16 protein-coding genes and 1 tRNA gene are annotated in these 15550 nt (G+C 62.9%); 3 read left to right on the forward strand and 14 right to left on the reverse strand.

All coding sequences use genetic code 11. The features are described 5' to 3' along the window. Positions 1-110 precede the first annotated feature (110 nt). Positions 111-527 carry a thioredoxin family protein gene (locus ACX80B_RS09250; RefSeq protein WP_459295337.1) on the reverse strand — a complete coding sequence of 139 codons (417 nt, stop codon included), beginning with the start codon at positions 525-527 and terminating at the stop codon, positions 111-113. A gap of 179 nt (positions 528-706) precedes the next feature. Here ACX80B_RS09250 and ACX80B_RS09255 point away from each other — a divergent pair, with 179 nt between their 5' ends. Beyond that, positions 707-1582: a Rieske (2Fe-2S) protein gene (locus ACX80B_RS09255; protein WP_459295339.1), complete on the forward strand. Its 876-nt coding sequence runs from the start codon at positions 707-709 to the stop codon at positions 1580-1582. A 103-nt stretch (positions 1583-1685) separates the two neighbouring features. Here the strand turns inward: ACX80B_RS09255 and ACX80B_RS09260 are convergent. Beyond that, positions 1686-1767 (reverse strand) — tRNA-Tyr (locus tag ACX80B_RS09260). A gap of 117 nt (positions 1768-1884) precedes the next feature. Continuing rightward, positions 1885-2145 carry a hypothetical protein gene (locus tag ACX80B_RS09265; protein ID WP_459295341.1) on the reverse strand — a complete coding sequence of 87 codons (261 nt, stop codon included), beginning with the start codon at positions 2143-2145 and terminating at the stop codon, positions 1885-1887. 251 nt (positions 2146-2396) lie between these two features. Here ACX80B_RS09265 and ACX80B_RS09270 point away from each other — a divergent pair, with 251 nt between their 5' ends. Next, entirely contained in the window at positions 2397-2888 is a 492-nt protein-coding gene (locus ACX80B_RS09270; protein WP_459295343.1) for a YajQ family cyclic di-GMP-binding protein, read from the forward strand. 3 nt (positions 2889-2891) lie between these two features. Here ACX80B_RS09270 and htpX read toward each other — a convergent pair whose 3' ends face one another. The 4 genes from htpX to ACX80B_RS09290 all read right to left on the reverse strand — a co-directional run bounded on the left by htpX (position 2892) and on the right by ACX80B_RS09290 (position 6760). Further along, complete coding sequence (gene htpX, locus ACX80B_RS09275) at positions 2892-3761, reverse strand: zinc metalloprotease HtpX (RefSeq protein ID WP_459295345.1); 870 nt, start codon at positions 3759-3761, stop codon at positions 2892-2894. A gap of 216 nt (positions 3762-3977) precedes the next feature. After that, the gene (locus tag ACX80B_RS09280; protein WP_459295347.1) at positions 3978-5249 is read right to left on the reverse strand and encodes an MFS transporter; all 1272 of its coding nucleotides are present in this window, start codon (positions 5247-5249) and stop codon (positions 3978-3980) included. Between the two features lie 36 nt (positions 5250-5285). Further along, positions 5286-6020, reverse strand: a complete 735-nt coding sequence (locus tag ACX80B_RS09285; RefSeq protein ID WP_459295349.1) for an esterase/lipase family protein — start codon at positions 6018-6020, stop codon at positions 5286-5288. Continuing rightward, positions 6014-6760 (reverse strand): alpha/beta fold hydrolase, encoded by a 747-nt coding sequence (locus ACX80B_RS09290; protein ID WP_459295351.1) that lies wholly within the window; start codon positions 6758-6760, stop codon positions 6014-6016. Before ACX80B_RS09290 ends, ACX80B_RS09285 begins: the two co-directional genes overlap by 7 nt. A 125-nt stretch (positions 6761-6885) precedes the next feature. On the opposite strand from ACX80B_RS09290, the gene ACX80B_RS09295 reads away from it, so the two are divergent. Further along, positions 6886-7629: an MBL fold metallo-hydrolase gene (locus ACX80B_RS09295; RefSeq protein WP_459295353.1), complete on the forward strand. Its 744-nt coding sequence runs from the start codon at positions 6886-6888 to the stop codon at positions 7627-7629. A gap of 89 nt (positions 7630-7718) precedes the next feature. On the opposite strand, the gene ACX80B_RS09300 is transcribed toward ACX80B_RS09295, so the two are convergent. The 7 genes from ACX80B_RS09300 to exaC form a co-directional block, all read right to left on the reverse strand. Next, complete coding sequence (locus ACX80B_RS09300) at positions 7719-8099, reverse strand: ankyrin repeat domain-containing protein (RefSeq protein ID WP_459295355.1); 381 nt, start codon at positions 8097-8099, stop codon at positions 7719-7721. A gap of 129 nt (positions 8100-8228) precedes the next feature. Beyond that, positions 8229-9722 carry a catalase gene (locus ACX80B_RS09305; protein WP_459295357.1) on the reverse strand — a complete coding sequence of 498 codons (1494 nt, stop codon included), beginning with the start codon at positions 9720-9722 and terminating at the stop codon, positions 8229-8231. Between the two features lie 38 nt (positions 9723-9760). Continuing rightward, a complete protein-coding gene (locus ACX80B_RS09310) occupies positions 9761-10144 on the reverse strand; it encodes a Fur family transcriptional regulator (RefSeq protein WP_459295359.1) in 384 nt (127 codons plus the stop codon). A gap of 78 nt (positions 10145-10222) precedes the next feature. After that, positions 10223-12751 (reverse strand): MMPL family transporter, encoded by a 2529-nt coding sequence (locus ACX80B_RS09315; RefSeq protein WP_459295361.1) that lies wholly within the window; start codon positions 12749-12751, stop codon positions 10223-10225. Between the two features lie 52 nt (positions 12752-12803). Further along, positions 12804-13457: a TetR family transcriptional regulator gene (locus ACX80B_RS09320; RefSeq protein WP_459295363.1), complete on the reverse strand. Its 654-nt coding sequence runs from the start codon at positions 13455-13457 to the stop codon at positions 12804-12806. Positions 13458-13571: 114 nt separating this feature from the next. Further along, positions 13572-13970, reverse strand: a complete 399-nt coding sequence (locus ACX80B_RS09325; protein WP_459295365.1) for a DUF779 domain-containing protein — start codon at positions 13968-13970, stop codon at positions 13572-13574. Continuing rightward, complete coding sequence (exaC, locus tag ACX80B_RS09330) at positions 13971-15494, reverse strand: acetaldehyde dehydrogenase ExaC (RefSeq protein ID WP_459295367.1); 1524 nt, start codon at positions 15492-15494, stop codon at positions 13971-13973. It abuts the gene before it with no gap. Between the last annotated feature and the right edge of the window lie 56 nt (positions 15495-15550).

A 15550-nucleotide genomic window follows, 5' to 3' on the forward strand; every position in this document is an offset into this window, starting at 1 on the left:
ATGACCGGCAGGGACCTTTCTTACATTGACAGGCATGATACAGCCGCCCGCTTGCGCGGGCAGGCATCAACCTAAGCTCCAAGAGGTGGACGTTCCACCTGCCGGAAAGTTTAGCTGGCGGATTCGCCCTTGATCGTTTCTTCCCCGCTGGCCTCGGCAGGTGCCTCGTCCTCACGGTTTGCGATCTCGGCGTGGACCTTTTCCATGTCCAGATCCTTGACGGCATCGATCACCTGGTCCAGCTGAGCCGCGTTAAGCGCGCCTGGCTGGGAGAAAACCAAAACCTTCTCGCGGAAGGCCATCAAAGTGGGAATGGAGGTGATGCCTGCTGCCGCGGCGAGCTGCTGCTCGGCCTCGGTGTCCACCTTGGCGAAAACGACGTCGTCATGCTTATCGGAGACGGCCTCGTACGTCGGGGCGAACTGCTTGCAGGGCTGGCACCAATCCGCCCAGAAATCAACGAACACAATGTTGTTGTCTTCAAGCGTCGGAGCCAAGCTTGCTTCAGTAACTTCTACAGTAGCCATTCCCCCACGCTATACGCCCCGCCCGATAGAGAACAGCGCTGTTCGCTGAGCGCATGATCGGATACTCAGCCGCATCTTCAGCACCAGCGAATAGACCGGTTGCAACCATGCCAAACCGGCGTAGGCTTTCCCCTACGTGGTTCCCACTTGTTCAATGGCGACAAACCGAGGAGTTCCGCATGAAGTCACTGCCCTTTATGGATTCCATTAACCAGCTGGAGAACGCGACCTGGCTGGATCCTGCGGCCAAGAGCATCCGCAAGGTGGTCAAGAACGTCATCCGCCAACGCGACCTCAGGGATCTGCTCCATGGAGTTCCCTTCGGACACCCGTTACACCCGGTGATGGTGCAGATACCGATTGGCGCCTGGACGTCGGCCTCCATCCTGGATAAGTTTTCCGGCACACAGAAGGCCTCCGCAATCCTCGTCGGTACCGGCATCGCCGCCGTACTCCCGGCAGTCGCCTCTGGCCTGGTGGACTGGTCCAAGTCCGAACCCGGCCCGCAACGTACGGGTTTGGTGCATGCCGGGGTGAACGTGGTGGCAACCGGCTTGTATGCCATCTCCTTGATCCAACGGTGCACCGGCAGGGAGAAGGCCGGCAAGATCTTCAGCCTGGCGGGAATGGCCGCCGTCTCCACCGGGGGCTTCATTGGCGGACATCTCGCCTACCGGCAGGGAGCGGCCATCAGCCGGGTCATCGACATCCCGAACAACGTGCCCTCCGGCTGGCATCAGGTTGCAAGCTTGGATTCGCTGGAAGAGGGCAAACTGACGGGCGGCACGATCGGCGAAACCCCATTGGTCCTGTTCCGCCGGTACGGAACCGTCCGGGCCCTTGCCGCTACCTGCAGCCACCTTGGCGGCCCGCTGAATGAGGGCAAACTGATCGACGACGGCGATCCCTGCGTTGAGTGCCCGTGGCACCAGAGTGTGTTCTCGCTCCGGACCGGCGAAGTCATCCACGGTCCGGCGACTGCGCCGCAGCCGCATTTCGAGACGCGCATCGTGGAGGGCCAGGTTGAGGCGAGGCTGAGGCCGGCGCACGGTTAGGTCTATCGCCGACCGATAGTCGCTGGATAGTTGGACGGCTGAGTCAACGAAAAAGCCCCTCCGGACCGGTGTTTCCACTGGCCGGAGAGGCTTTTTCGTTCGGTGGCAGATGAGGGATTCGAACCCCCGTAGGCGATGCCAGCTGATTTACAGTCAGCCCCCTTTGGCCACTCGGGTAATCTGCCGTGTGCCCGTTTGAACGCTGTTCAAAAGAACTTACTCCCTCAACGAGGGAGCAGTAAAACTGTACAAGGGATTGGCCACAGAATCGAATCGGGCTCCGGCAGGAGGACTTTTGATGTTTACAGTCCCCGGATGATGCGGTCCTCAAGCTGGGCTGCGAACCGGTCCGCCTGCTCGCGGGTCACCTGCCCCAACCACACGGCGACATCCAGGTCCTGCCTGACACCGCTGATGCGTTCCTCCTGCTCGGAAGTGAGTTCCTTCCGCTGGGTCAACAGTGGGGCGACCGCAACCGTCCGGAGAATGTCCTGCTGAAATACAGGAGCTGCGGTTTTAGCGGCAGCGGCCGGGCCGGAGCCCATGGCAACGGATCCCGCCATCGTTGCAGTAGCAAGAAACGTTCCTGCCGCGGCTCTCATAGAACGAATGAAGTACTTTCGGCGGCGTACCAACCGAACCTCCTCGAAATAGTTCATCAATGCAACCGGTAGTCCCTCCAGTCTTCCGGTCAGAGGTAGAGATCCCCGCAAAGAATGCTGGGAGCGGACTGGGAACGACCGTCCCTTTCCTGTCTTCCGGCGCCTGAAACAGTAGGCTGGTCCAAAAGCAGTCCCTAGATCCAGGAGGAAACATGGCCAGCGAGTCTTCATTCGACGTCGTCAGCAAGGTCGATACCCAGGAAGTGTCCAACGCCCTCAACCAGGCCCAGAAAGAACTGTCCCAGCGCTACGATTTCAAAGGCGTTGGAGCCGAGGTCGACTTCAGCGGCGAGAAGATCCTGATGAAGGCCAACTCGGAAGAGCGGGTCAAGGCAGTGCTGGATGTGTTCCAGTCCAAGCTGGTCAAGCGTGGCATTTCGCTGAAGTCACTCGACTCGGGCGAGCCCTATGCTTCCGGCAAGGAGTACCGGATCGAAGCCTCCATCAAGGAAGGCATCGCCCAGGACCAGGCGAAGAAGATCAACAAGCTCATCCGCGACGAGGGCCCCAAAGGCGTGAAGTCCACCATCCAGGGCGACGAACTGCGTGTCACTTCCAAGAGTCGTGATGACCTGCAGGCCACCATGTCGCTGCTCAAGGAATCAGACCTCGACGTCGACCTGCAGTTCGTCAACTACCGGTAGTTCCTACTGGAGCTGGCGTCCTGCCATCTTCTCCAGACGGGCCACCCGCTCATCCATGGGCGGATGGGTCGAGAACAGTTTCTTGAGATTGCCGCCCTTGAACGGGTTGGCGATCATCAGGTGTGATGCGTTGACCAGGCGTTGTTCCTGCGGTAGCGGATTCCGTTGCGTCCCGACGTCGAGCTTCCGCAACGCGGAGGCGAGCGCGAGCGGATCGTCCGTGAGTTTCGCGCCGTCTTCATCGGCGTCGAATTCGCGTGTCCTGGTAATCGCCATCTGAATCAGCATCGCCGCAAACGGTGCCAGCAGCGCCGTCGCAATCATCGCCAGCGGGTTGCCGCCACGGTCCCGTCCGCCGCCGAAGAACAGCATGAACTGGGCCACCGATGTAATAACTCCGGCCACCGCCGCAGCGACCGATGATGTCAGAATGTCTCGGTTGTACACATGCATCAGTTCGTGCCCGAGCACTCCGCGGAGCTCGCGCTCATTCATCATCCGCAGGATGCCGTCCGTGCAGCACACGGCCGCGTTCTCGGGGTTGCGTCCGGTGGCGAACGCATTCGGTGCCGGTGTCGGCGAGATATACAGCCGGGGCGTCGGCTGGTTTGCGCGGGCGGAAAGTTCGCGGACGATGCGGTACATCTGCGGCGCTTCGGCCTCAGTGACGGGAAAGGCCTTCATGGCGCGGATGGCGATCTTGTCGCTGTTCCAGTACCCATAGATGGTGGTGCCTACGCCGATCAGAGCGAAAAGCCACAGGAACATGCTGCTGCCCGTGCCGGCGGAAATGAGCGCGCCGATACCGAGCAGGACGGCGAACATCACGCCGAACAGCGCGGCCGTCTTCAAGCCGTTGAAATGGTTGTGCAACTGAACCGGTCTCCTTCTCAGCCAACCTCGAGCGCTACGTTTGTCGAGCGCTTCATCCGGTACAACGCACGGCCGATGCGGCCTGTTCCGCGCCAGCTGCCTGCTGCCCAGCGTCGCCCGCCCGCGCAGACAATTGAGAAGTCAGTAGTGGTTGTTTTGAGACCGCAAAACAACCACGAGTGACTTCTCAATCGTAGAGTTGGTGTCTCGCCCAGTTCAGGGCTCGGGATGCCGCGCGTCGTAGTGGGCAAACCGCGGCTGCCATTTCGCCAGCAACCACACCCCGGCGATGCAGGCAATACCCCCGACGACGGCGGCCCAGCCTTCGCCGATCCACTCGCCATTGCCGCCGGCCACCGCATCGCCCAGCCGAGGTCCGCCGGCGACGACGACGATGAAGACACCCTGCAGCCTCCCCCGCATCGCGTCGGGTGTCGCGGCCTGCAGGATGGTGGTGCGGAAAACGCTGCTGACCGAGTCGGAGATACCTGCCAGCACCAGGCAGGCGGCGGCCGGAATGATCCAGATGCTGATACCGATGTGCTCGCTGCGGCCGGCAAGGACCACTACGATGCCGAACGCGGACACCGATAATCCCCACGAGGTGATGGACCATAGGACGGCATTGCCCTGCCGGCGGATACCTCCCAGCGGTCCGGAGAAGACGCCCGCCAACGTAGCACCCAGTGCCATCGCCGCAAGCAGGATTCCTGCCGTCAGCTCGCCGCCACCAATCAGTACGGCGCCAATCGCCGGGAGCAACGCCCGCGGCTGTGCCAGCACCATCGCGGCCAGATCCACCAGGAACGTCATCCTGATGTTCGGCCGGGTGGACAGGAAGCGGAAACCCTCCAGCACGGACCGGAGCCCGGCCTTCTGGATGTGACCTTCGGGCGGCATCGATGGGAGTTTGAGCAGGGCCCACAGCGCGGCGGTGAAGGTGACGACGTCGAACGTGTACGTCCAGCCGTAGCCGATCTGGGCGACCAGCAAGCCGGCCACCAGCGGCCCAATGGTCATCCCGACCGCAAAGGTGATCATGGTCAGTGCGTTAGCTGAAGGCAGCAATTCCGGACGGACCAGCCGCGGGATGATGGCACTGCGTGCCGGTTGGTTAATCCCGGCGGCGCCACTGTGCAGGGCGATGAGTCCATACAGGACCCAAATGCTGTCCAATCCCAGCCAGGCCTGCGCGGCGATGCCCATCGTGCTGACCCAGAGCACCGCGGCGGAGGCAAGCGCCACCTTCCGGCGGTCGTAGGCGTCGACGATGGATCCGCCGTAGAGTCCGGCCACCACGAGCGGCAGCAGCCCCACAAGGCCGAGCAGCCCGACGTAGAGGCTCGACCCGGTTAATTCGTAGACCTGCAGGCTGACTGCCACGAGGGTCAGCTGCGTTCCGATCGCGGAAAGTGCGGTGCCGGTCCACAGCCGTCTGAATTCAGGGCTCTCCTTCAGCGGAGTGAGGTCGGCAAGGAGTCTGGGCACCAGATGATTCTAGACGCGTCGCCGTTCAGCCGCTGGTTATCCCTTGTTTTCCGATGGCGGCGCACCCACGGCGTGCTCGACGGCGGTCAGCAGTCCGGGATCGGCAAGGGTCCGGAAGTGGCCATGCAACTCCAGCTCGATGTTGGTGGCGCCGGAGAGGTGGCTGCCGCCGGGAATGTGTGGATCCCACGCGCTGTAGATGGAGGTGATGCGGCTGTTCACACCTTGGTTTCCGGCCAGGGTGCGGAGGATCTTGTTCGAGGGGGCGAAGGCGCGGATGCTCGGCAGCAGGAAGAACCGGGCGTACACGGAGCCGGAGAAAGGGGTATTGATGGCGGCCATCCCGGCGACCCGGCCGCCGTCGTCGTCGCCGTCGCCGGACATTACGTATTTGCCGATGAGTCCGCCCTTGCTATGCGCAACGATGTACACGTCCTCCAGGTCGTGCATGGACAGATAGTCCTGGACCAGACCTGCCATTTTGGCGACCGAGCCGCGGTTGTAGCCGAGTGCATCCACCACGTGGACCGGGTGGCCGCGGTCGTGCAGCCGCTCGGCGATCGGGTGCATGAACTGCCAGCGCTCGTAGATTCCAGGCAGGAGCAGCACCGGGCGGCAGCGGGGATCCACGTCCTGCAGGTAGCGTGCGGCATCGGTGCGGAACAGGAAGCCGTGGACCTGCCAGAACGCCACGTAAATGTAGTCCAGGAACCAGGACCAGCCGCGGTGGGACAGGCGGAAGATCCGGCGAAGCGGGCCTGTTCTCAACATCGCGACGCCGCTTCCATGCACAGCTGCGCAACGGCTTTCGGGTGGTTGAACATCACCACATGGGGTTTGCCTGCAATCTCGGCGGCCCGGCCGTTGCGGCTCAGGCCGGCCAGCTGGTGCACCCAGCCGCGGGGCGCGATGGGATCGAATTCTCCGCGGGCGACGACCACCGATGTCTCGATTTCCCGGATCCGGTTCTCGGTCTCGTAATTGAGCATCGCCGGCAGGATCCTGGCGTACCAGACAGGACCACAGCGCAAATAGTCGCTGAACACGACGACGTTGGACAGAAACGGTTCGCGGAAAGTGTCCTTCAGCAGCCGCCAGCCCTGTGCCGGCGCGCTGCGGGCGGCGCGGTCCGCCGTCGGACCCAGCAGCACGATGCCGGCAACCGCCGCAGGCTGCTGCCGCGCCATTTCTATGGCGATCTGCGTCCCCATGGAATGCCCGACGACGACTGCCGGGCCGCCGTCGTCGTCCATTTTCAGGGCCGCCAGCGTGAGCCGGGCGAAGTCGCCGATTCCTAGGCTATGATCCGGCTTGGGCGTGCCGCCGAATCCGGGAAGGTCGACCATCAAAACGGTGGCATACTGCGCCAGTTCGCGCGCCTGCGGCAGGAAGTAGCGGTGCGAAACGCCTATGCCGTGCACCAGCAGGAAGCGCGGTCCGCCGTTCCCGCCGGATCGGAGATTGAAGCGGATGCCCTCGACCTCGACGGTTCGTTTCGCGAATTCCGTCATGCGCCTCCTGTCCGCACCGGTGATCACTCAGTACACTTACCATATAGTCCGCTGGCCCGCGGCCGATCACGATTCTCCCACGGGCACGACTCGAGCCATCAGAGTGTCCGGGACGGAGTTTGCAGATGTTTACCAAAAATGTTGCCGATGGGATCCACCGCATCGAGAACGCCTATGTGAATGTGTACCTTGTTGAAGACGGCAACCGGGTGGCGATTATCGATTCCGGCCTGCCCGCCATCTGGCCGGAGCTGAAATCCGCCCTCGCGGAGATTGGCGCCGATTCCGGCAAGGTCAGCCATTTGGCGCTGACCCATGCGCACTTTGACCACCTGGGTGTGGCCGCAAAAATCCAGTCCGAATACAACGTGCCCGTCCTGGTGCACCGCTCGGACGCCTTCATCGCCGCGCACCCGTACCGCTACAAACACGAGAAGCCGCGCTTCACGTACCCCGTCCGCTACCCGAAGGCCGTTCCGATGCTGCTGGCCATGGCCAAAGCCGGCGCGCTGAAGGTCAAGGGATTGGATGACATGCGGTACCTCGACATGGGCATGGCCGATTACCTTCCGGGCAATCCGGAAATTATCCATACTCCCGGCCACACCGCCGGGCATGCCATCCTGCACTTCCCGGAGCGCGACGCCGTTATTTGCGGGGACGCGCTGGTGACCCTGAACCCCTACACCGGCAAGCGTGGTCCGCACATCGTCGCGGGCGCGGCCACTGAGGACAGCAAGGTCGCGCTGGAGTCGCTGGACCTGATCGCGGCGACGGGCGCCTCGACGCTTTTGCCCGGACATGGCGATCCCTGGACTGGCGGCGCCGAAGCGGCGGTGAGGATGGCGAAATTGAACGGTCCCAGCTGAGCTGATGGAGCTGACCTGATCGAGCTGACCTGATCGAGCTGACCTGATCGAGCGCAGATCGAAGGCGATGCGTCGCCATCACTGAAACCTCAGTCCAGTAGGTGCTCCCGGCCGAACATGGTTGCCGCCGCCCGGGCGGTCGGCGTGCCAGCGTCGAGATCCGCATCTGCTTCCCTCAGCACGGACACGACGTCGTCTGCTCCCTTGAACAGAGCCCCAGCGATAGGCGTCTGGTCACGGTCGTTGCGCAGGTCCGGGTCGGCACCGAGACCAAGCAGGGCGCGGACCGTAGCTGCATGCCCATGGTAGGCAGCGAGCATGAGCAAGGTATTACCGGCCTCGTCAGTCGTGTTTACGGGCAATCCGTGTTCGATGAACTCGGCCAGTTCGCCGGTGCTGCCTTCCCGGGCAAAGTCCATGGCCACCGCCACCACCCGTTCGGTCTGTTCCGGGGTCAGTCCGTCGCTCATATCTGTCAGTCTTTCTGGTTGGTTCAGGGACACTACGCACAGACCGGCGTGGCACAGGAAGTCCTGCGCCACGCCGGTCCTGCGATCCATTACTCGTGGATCACCTGTGCGGCATACTTCGGGGTCGAATCAGACTGCGTCCGAGTTCACGTCCGTGGCCGAGACCTTGCCGGCCTGCAGGGCCTCGATCGCCTTGCGGACACCCTCGCCGTACGCCGCATCAGCCTGCGTGCAGTTGTGGATGTGGCGCTCGATCGTCGCCTGCGAGGCCCCGTCGATGGCCCGGGCGGTGTTTTCGAAAAGAACCTGCTGCTGCTCGGCGGACATGTTCCGGAACAGGTTGCCGGGCTGTTCGAAGTAGTTGTCATCGTCCTCCCGGTAGTTGAACCGGTCGGCGGTGGCACCGATGGCCTGGCTCGGCTCGCGGTAGGAGGGCTGCTCCTGCCAGCGGCCGTACGAGTTCGGCTCGATGCCCGGCGTCGCACCCTGGTTGCCGTCCACGCGCATCGCGCCATCGCGGTGGTAGCTGTTCACCCGGTTAATCGGTGCGTTGACTGGAATCTGGTGATGGTTCACACCGAGACGGTAACGCTGTGCATCACCGTAGGAGAACAGCCGGCCCTGCAGCATCTTGTCCGGTGAGTAACTGATGCCCGGGACCAGGTTGGACGGGGCAAACGCAGCCTGCTCGACGTCGGCGAAATAGTTTTCGGCGTTGCGGTTCAGTTCCCATTCGCCGACCTCGATCAACGGGTAGTCCTTCTTGGACCAGACCTTGGTGAGGTCGAAGGGGTGGAACCGGTAGTTTTCGGCGTCGGCCTCCGGCATGATCTGGACCATGAGCTTCCACTTGGGGAAGTCACCGTTCTCGATCGAATCGAAGAGATCGCGCTGGTGCGACTCGCGGTCCTCACCTACGAGCTTGGCTGCCTCTTCATCGGTGAGGTTCTTGATGCCCTGCTGCGTGCGGTGGTGGAACTTGACCCAGAACCGCTCGCCCTCGGCGTTGATCAGGCTGTAGGTGTGCGAACCGAAACCGTGCATATGGCGGTAGGAAGCCGGAATGCCGCGTTCGGACATCACGATGGTGACCTGGTGCAGCGCCTCCGGCAGGTTGGTCCAGAAGTCCCAGTTATTCTCGGCGTCGCGCATGTTGGTGCGCGGGTCGCGCTTGACGGCGTGGTTGAGGTCAGGGAACTTCAACGGGTCGCGGAAGAAGAACACCGGGGTGTTGTTGCCAACCAGGTCCCAGTTGCCCTCCTCGGTGTAGAACTTCAGCGCGAAGCCGCGGATGTCGCGTTCGGCGTCAGCCGCACCGCGCTCACCGGCCACAGTGGAGAAGCGGGCAAACATGTCGGTCTTCTTGCCGACCTCCGAGAAGATCTTGGCGCCGGTGTACTGGCTGATGTCATTGGTCACCGTGAAGGTGCCGAATGCGCCCGAGCCTTTAGCGTGCATACGCCGCTCCGGAATAACTTCGCGATCGAAGTGGGCGAGCTTCTCCAGGAACCACAGATCCTGCAGCAGCATCGGGCCGCGTGGACCGGCCGTCATGGAGTTCTGGTTATCGGGAACCGGCGCGCCGGACGCCGTCGTCAAAGGTTGCTGATTGTTTTCGGGCAAAACTCGCTCCTTGGATGGTCAATTTTATTGTTGGGTGCCTAATTGTCGTTCGCAAGACAGCCTGGGCAGGTGCCCCAGAATGTCACTTCGGCCTGCTCAACTGCGAACCCCGATGGGACCGCAGTATCGAGGCAGGGCGCCTTGCCCACCGCGCATTCCACGTCGGTGATGGCGCCGCACGTGCGACACACCAGGTGGTGGTGGTTATCCCCTACGCGGGTCTCGAACCGGGCCGGTGAACCGGCCGGTTCGATGCGCCGCAACAATCCTGCATCAGTGAGTGCGTGCAGGACGTCGTACACTCCCTGGATCGACACCGACCCAAGGTCGCGCCGGACAGTCGACACGATGGTGTCGGCATCCGAATGAGGATTATCCGCGACCATCGTCAGCACAGCCATCCTGGGACGGGTTACCCTCATGGGTACCCCCCTCAGGAGTGCAGCAGCATCGACAGTCGTCATGGCATAAGCCAAACAGGTTTTCTGGAACTATTCAAGTTAAGCTTGTCGGGCCAGTTCCGGTGTTCCGGCAGGTGCTTCTTCTGCCAGCTTGGAACCTTCCACATCCACATCCGGAAGCACGCGGTCCAGCCAGCGCGGCAGCCACCAGGCGGACTTGCCGAGCAGGTGCATGGCGGCGGGCACAATCACCATCCGCACCACGAAGGCATCCAGCAGCACACCGAAGGCCAGGCCAAAGCCGATCGGCCGGACCATCGTCAGGTGCGAGAAGATGAAGCCGGCGAACACCGACGTCATGATAATCGCCGCAGCCGTCACCACCCGGGCTCCGTGGCTGAATCCGCTCCGCACGGCATGCCTCGCCGGCTCGCCATGGACATACGCCTCCCGCATCCCGGACACCAGGAACACCTGATAGTCCATCGCCAGCCCGAACAGGACGCCGATCATGATGATGGGCAGGAAGCTGAGCACGGGACCGGGATTGTGCACCCCGAAGATCTCCCCCAGCCAGCCCCACTGGTAGATCGCCACCACGGCGCCGAAGCTCGCGGCCAGGGAGAGCAGGAACCCCGCAGTGGCCAGCAGCGGTACCAGGATGGAGCGGAACACCAGCAGCAGCAGGATCAGGGACAGTCCGACGACGAGGCCCAGGTACAGCGGCAACGCGTCCAACAGCTTCTGTGAGACGTCGATATTCACGGCCGTCTGCCCGGTGACACCGATTTCGACACCGGTGGCAGCGTTGATTTCCCCAGCCGAATCCCGCAGTTCGTGGACGAGCTCCTCAGTGGACGGGTCGGACGGACCATCGGTGGGTATGACCTGGAAAATCGCCGTGCCGCCGTCCTGGCTCGCTCCCGCCGGTACCGCAGCGGCGACGTTGTCAATGCTCCTAAGCTCGCGAACCACGTCGAAACGCGCTTCCTCAGTCTCCTCATCGCTCAGCCCGGATGGCATTTCACCGACCACAAGCAGCGGACCATTGATGCCCTCGCCGAAGGCCTGGCCAAGTGTCGTGTACGCCGCGTAGGCCGTCGAGTCGGCCGGCTCCGCACCGCCGTCGGGCAATCCCACGCGCAAATCCATCGCCGGCAGCGCCACCGTACCGAGCGCCAGGATGCTGACAGTCAGCATCACAATCGGGTGCTTCGTGACGAAGTCACCCCAGCCCCGGCCGGAATCGATCCGCTCCGCTTCGGCTTGATCCTCGTGCTCGGTGCCGCCCGACCCGGCCTTGGCCCAGACGCGTTTGGAGATCAGCCGGTTGCCGATCGTGCCCAGCAGCGCCGGTGTCAGGGTCAGGGCGACGACGACGGCGACCGCAACGGTGGCGGCCCCGGCAAGTCCCATGACTGCGAGGAACGGGATGCCGGAAACCGACAGCGCCGCCAGCGCAATCACCACGGTCAAACCGGCGAAGAGAACGGCGTTGCCGGCCGTTCCGGTGGCCCGCCCGATCGATTCACCCATCGGCATGCCGTGCAGCAGTTGCGTCCGGTGCCGGTTGACGATGAACAGCGAGTAATCGATTCCCACGGCGAGGCCCAGCATCAGCGCCAGCATCGGCGAAACCGAGCTCATCTCGATCACCCCGCTCAATGCGAACGTACCGCCCACGCCCACCGCCACGCCGGTTACCGCCATCAGCAGTGGAAGGCCCGCAGCCACGAACGTCCCCAACATGACCAGAAGTACGACGGCGGCCATCGCCACACCGATGATCTCGGCAGCTCCGAAAATCTCCGAGATGTCCTGGACGATTTCCTTGCTGTAGTCGACCTGCACCCCCGAGGCTTCGGCGGCGTTGACGACATCCTGGACCTGCTGCCGGGTTTCGGCGCTGACCGCGTTGATCTCCTCGTCGAACTGGACCCGGGCAACCGCCACCGACCCGTCGTCGGACACGAAGTGGATGCCGCCGGACAGTTCGAGTTGCTCCTGCCCTTCTGCCAGTTCGGCCTCACTGGCCGCAATCTCCTCCCTGCCGGTTTCCAACTCTGCCCGCTCGGCGTCGAGTTGTGCCTGGGACTCTTCGAGTTGGGTAAGTTGCTGCGCAGCGCCCGGAATTCCCGCCGCGGCCGCGGACTGCAGCTGTTCCTTCGCCGCGTCGAGCTCAGCCTGTGCGGTCTGCAGTTGCTCCGCCCCGGCTTCCAGCTCGTCCTTGGCCTGTTCGATCCGGTCCCGGCCGTCGGCGATTTCTGCGCCGGCGTCCTTCAGTTGCTGCTCGGTCTCAAACGGCTTGACGACGGATTCGACCCCGGCAACACTGCCGAGTTCGGCGAGCGCCTCCTTGATGGCATCCTTCTGCTCCCCGCTGAAGCGCTGGTCCCCGGCGTCGAACACGATGCTGCCGCTGCCGCCGGTTGCCTCCGGCAGTTCCTTTTCCAGCTGGTTCAACACGCGCTGGGATTCTGTTCCAGGAATGCTGAAGCTGTTGGTCAGTGTGCCGGAGAATGCCGCTGCGGCTCCCCCGACGGCGAGGACCGCGGCAACCCACACTGCGATCACCCAACGCCGGTTGCGGTAGCAGAATTTGCCGAGTCTATAGAGCAGGGAAGCCATCAGTATCTTTCTTGCAGGTGGAACTTGAAACGTGCAGGTGAACTTGCGTTGCTTAGGAGCTGAACCCGTTACGGAGATAGCCGAGCGCATCGATGAGCAACTGTTGAAGCGATTCGAGCGATGCCGGGCCGAGGTCGCCCCCGGTGCGCTGCAGCCATTCGGACAAGGCGGCACGCGCGCTGGCGAAAACCGAGCCGACCAGGGAGGCCACATAGAGGGCGTTCGCCTCCCCCTTGAGCCGTTCCTCGATGGCGGCAACCACTTTTCGCTCGGCATGCGTCCAGGCTTCGAGCTGGAACCGTTGCATCTGCGGATTCTCTTCGGCCAATTCGAACAGTTCCGCCGTCCGCTCGAGGTTCGCGGGATCGGCCAGGGCCGTCAGCGCCTGCAGCATCGATTCCACCAGCGGCTCCCCTGCGGGGCGGGCATGGAAATGCGGCAGAACCTTGTCCAGGAAGTCCTCGATATGGACGGCGAGCGCCGACTCGGGACTGGGAAAGTAGTTGAAGAACGTGCGGCGGGAGACGCCCGCGTCGGCGGCAACTTCATCAGCGGTGAAATTTCCCGGGCCCTTGCTGCGGACCAGCTTCATGGCCGACTCCGCTATGGCACTCCGGGTGGCCTGCTTGTTCAATTCACGAAGGGAAGGTGCCGCCCCGGCTTCCGGGACGGCACCTTCGGGGTCGTCGGTATAAGAAACGGACATACGAGTTACACTAAGTGCAAGTTTGCACTCTGCGCAACTAATCGCGTTGTGATCTTCACGACGCCGCCATAGGCGCTCCCTTCGTCAACCAACAGTGGCTTGCAAACCCTTCGTTTACATATCGAACAACCGGGAACGAATCAGGAACCGTTTGCCTTCCGGCGCCTCAAGCGAGAACCCGCCGCCGCGGCCGTCGACGACGTCGACCGTCAGGTGGGTGTGGCTCCAGTAGGCAAACTGCTCACGCGACATCCAGAACTCGATCGGCAGGCCCGTGCCGTCGTCGTCGTTCCCGATATCAAAGTTGCCCAGCAATACGTCCGAGTCGCCGGTCAGCAGTTCACCGGCCGGATAGCACATCGGCGATGACCCGTCGCAACACCCACCGGACTGATGGAACATCAACGGACCGTGCCGTTTCCACAACTGCTGGAGCAGCTGTACCGCTTCGTCGGTCAGGGCCACCCGGGAGAAGTCCTCCCCCGGGATGGCCGCCGTCGCTTCAAGCGTCATTTAGAAGAATCCCAACTTGTTTTCCGAGTAGCTGACCAGCAGGTTCTTGGTCTGCTGGTAATGCTCGAGCATCATTTGGTGGTTCTCCCGGCCGATGCCCGATGACTTGTAGCCGCCAAAGGCCGCATGCGCGGGATAGGAGTGGTAGTTGTTCACCCAGACCCGGCCGGCCTGGATATCGCGGCCGGCGCGGTAGGCAACATTTCCATTCCGCGACCAGACACCGGCGCCCAAACCATAGAGGGTGTCGTTGGCGATGTGCAGTGCATCCGCGTAGTCGCTGAATTTCGTCACCGCCAGCACCGGTCCGAAGATCTCCTCCTGGAAGATCCGCATGTTGTTCTGGCCCTCGAAGATGGTCGGCTGGACATAGAAGCCCCCGGACAGGTCGCCGTCCAGGATGGCACGCTCACCGCCGGTGAGGATCTTCGCCCCTTCCTGCTTGCCAATATCGATGTAAGAGAGGATCTTCTCCAGCTGGTCGTTCGATGCCTGTGCGCCGACCTGGGTGTCGGTGTCCAGCGGGTTGCCCTGGATCATCTTCTCGGTCCGGGCAACGGCATCCGCCATAAACGAGTCATACATTGACTCCTGCACCAGCGCCCGCGACGGACACGTGCAGACTTCACCCTGGTTGAAGGCGAAGAGCGCGAACCCTTCCAAGGCCTTGTCGTAGAAGTTGTCGTTGGCTTCGGCAATGTCGGCGAAGAAGAGGTTCGGGCTCTTGCCGCCGAGTTCCAATGTCACCGGAATCAGGTTCTGGCTGGCGTACTGCATGATCAGCCGGCCGGTGGTGGTTTCACCGGTGAAGGCGATCTTGCGGATCCGCTTCGAGGAAGCGAGCGGCTTGCCCGCCTCCACGCCAAACCCATTGACCACGTTCAGCACGCCGGCCGGGAGGAGGTCGCTGATCAGCTCCATCAGCACCAGCAGCGAGACCGGCGTCTGCTCGGCTGGCTTCAGTACCACGGTGTTGCCGGCCGCGAGCGCCGGAGCCAGCTTCCAGGTGGCCATCAGGATCGGGAAGTTCCACGGAATGATCTGCCCGACGACGCCGAGCGGCTCGTGGAAGTGGTACGCCGTCGTGTCGTCGTCAATCTGCGACAGGCCGCCCTCCTGGGCGCGGATGGCGCCGGCGAAGTACCGGTAATGGTCTGCCGCGAGGGGCAGGTCCGCCGCGAGGCACTCACGGATCGGCTTGCCGTTGTCCCAGGTCTCGGCGACCGCGAGCAGCTCCAGGTTTTCTTCGATCCGGTCGGCAATTTTGTTCAGGACCTGTGCGCGCTCGGCCACCGGGGTCTTGCCCCAGGACGGCGCCGCCTTGTGTGCGGCATCGAGTGCCAGGTCGATATCGGCCGCCTGGCTCCGCGCTACCTCGGTAAAAGTCTTGCCCGTCACTGGCGAGACATTCTCAAAGTACTCGCCGCCGACCGGCGCCACCCATTCGCCGCCGATCCAGTTTTCGTATCGCGGCTTGAAGGTGATCTTGGATCCATCCTGGCCTGGCTGTGCATAAACGGTCATTGCGTTTCCTCCTGGTTGGTGACGTCATCGTCCACGCTCCTGAGCCTAGGGACCCG

The organism is Arthrobacter monumenti, from assembly GCF_054511255.1.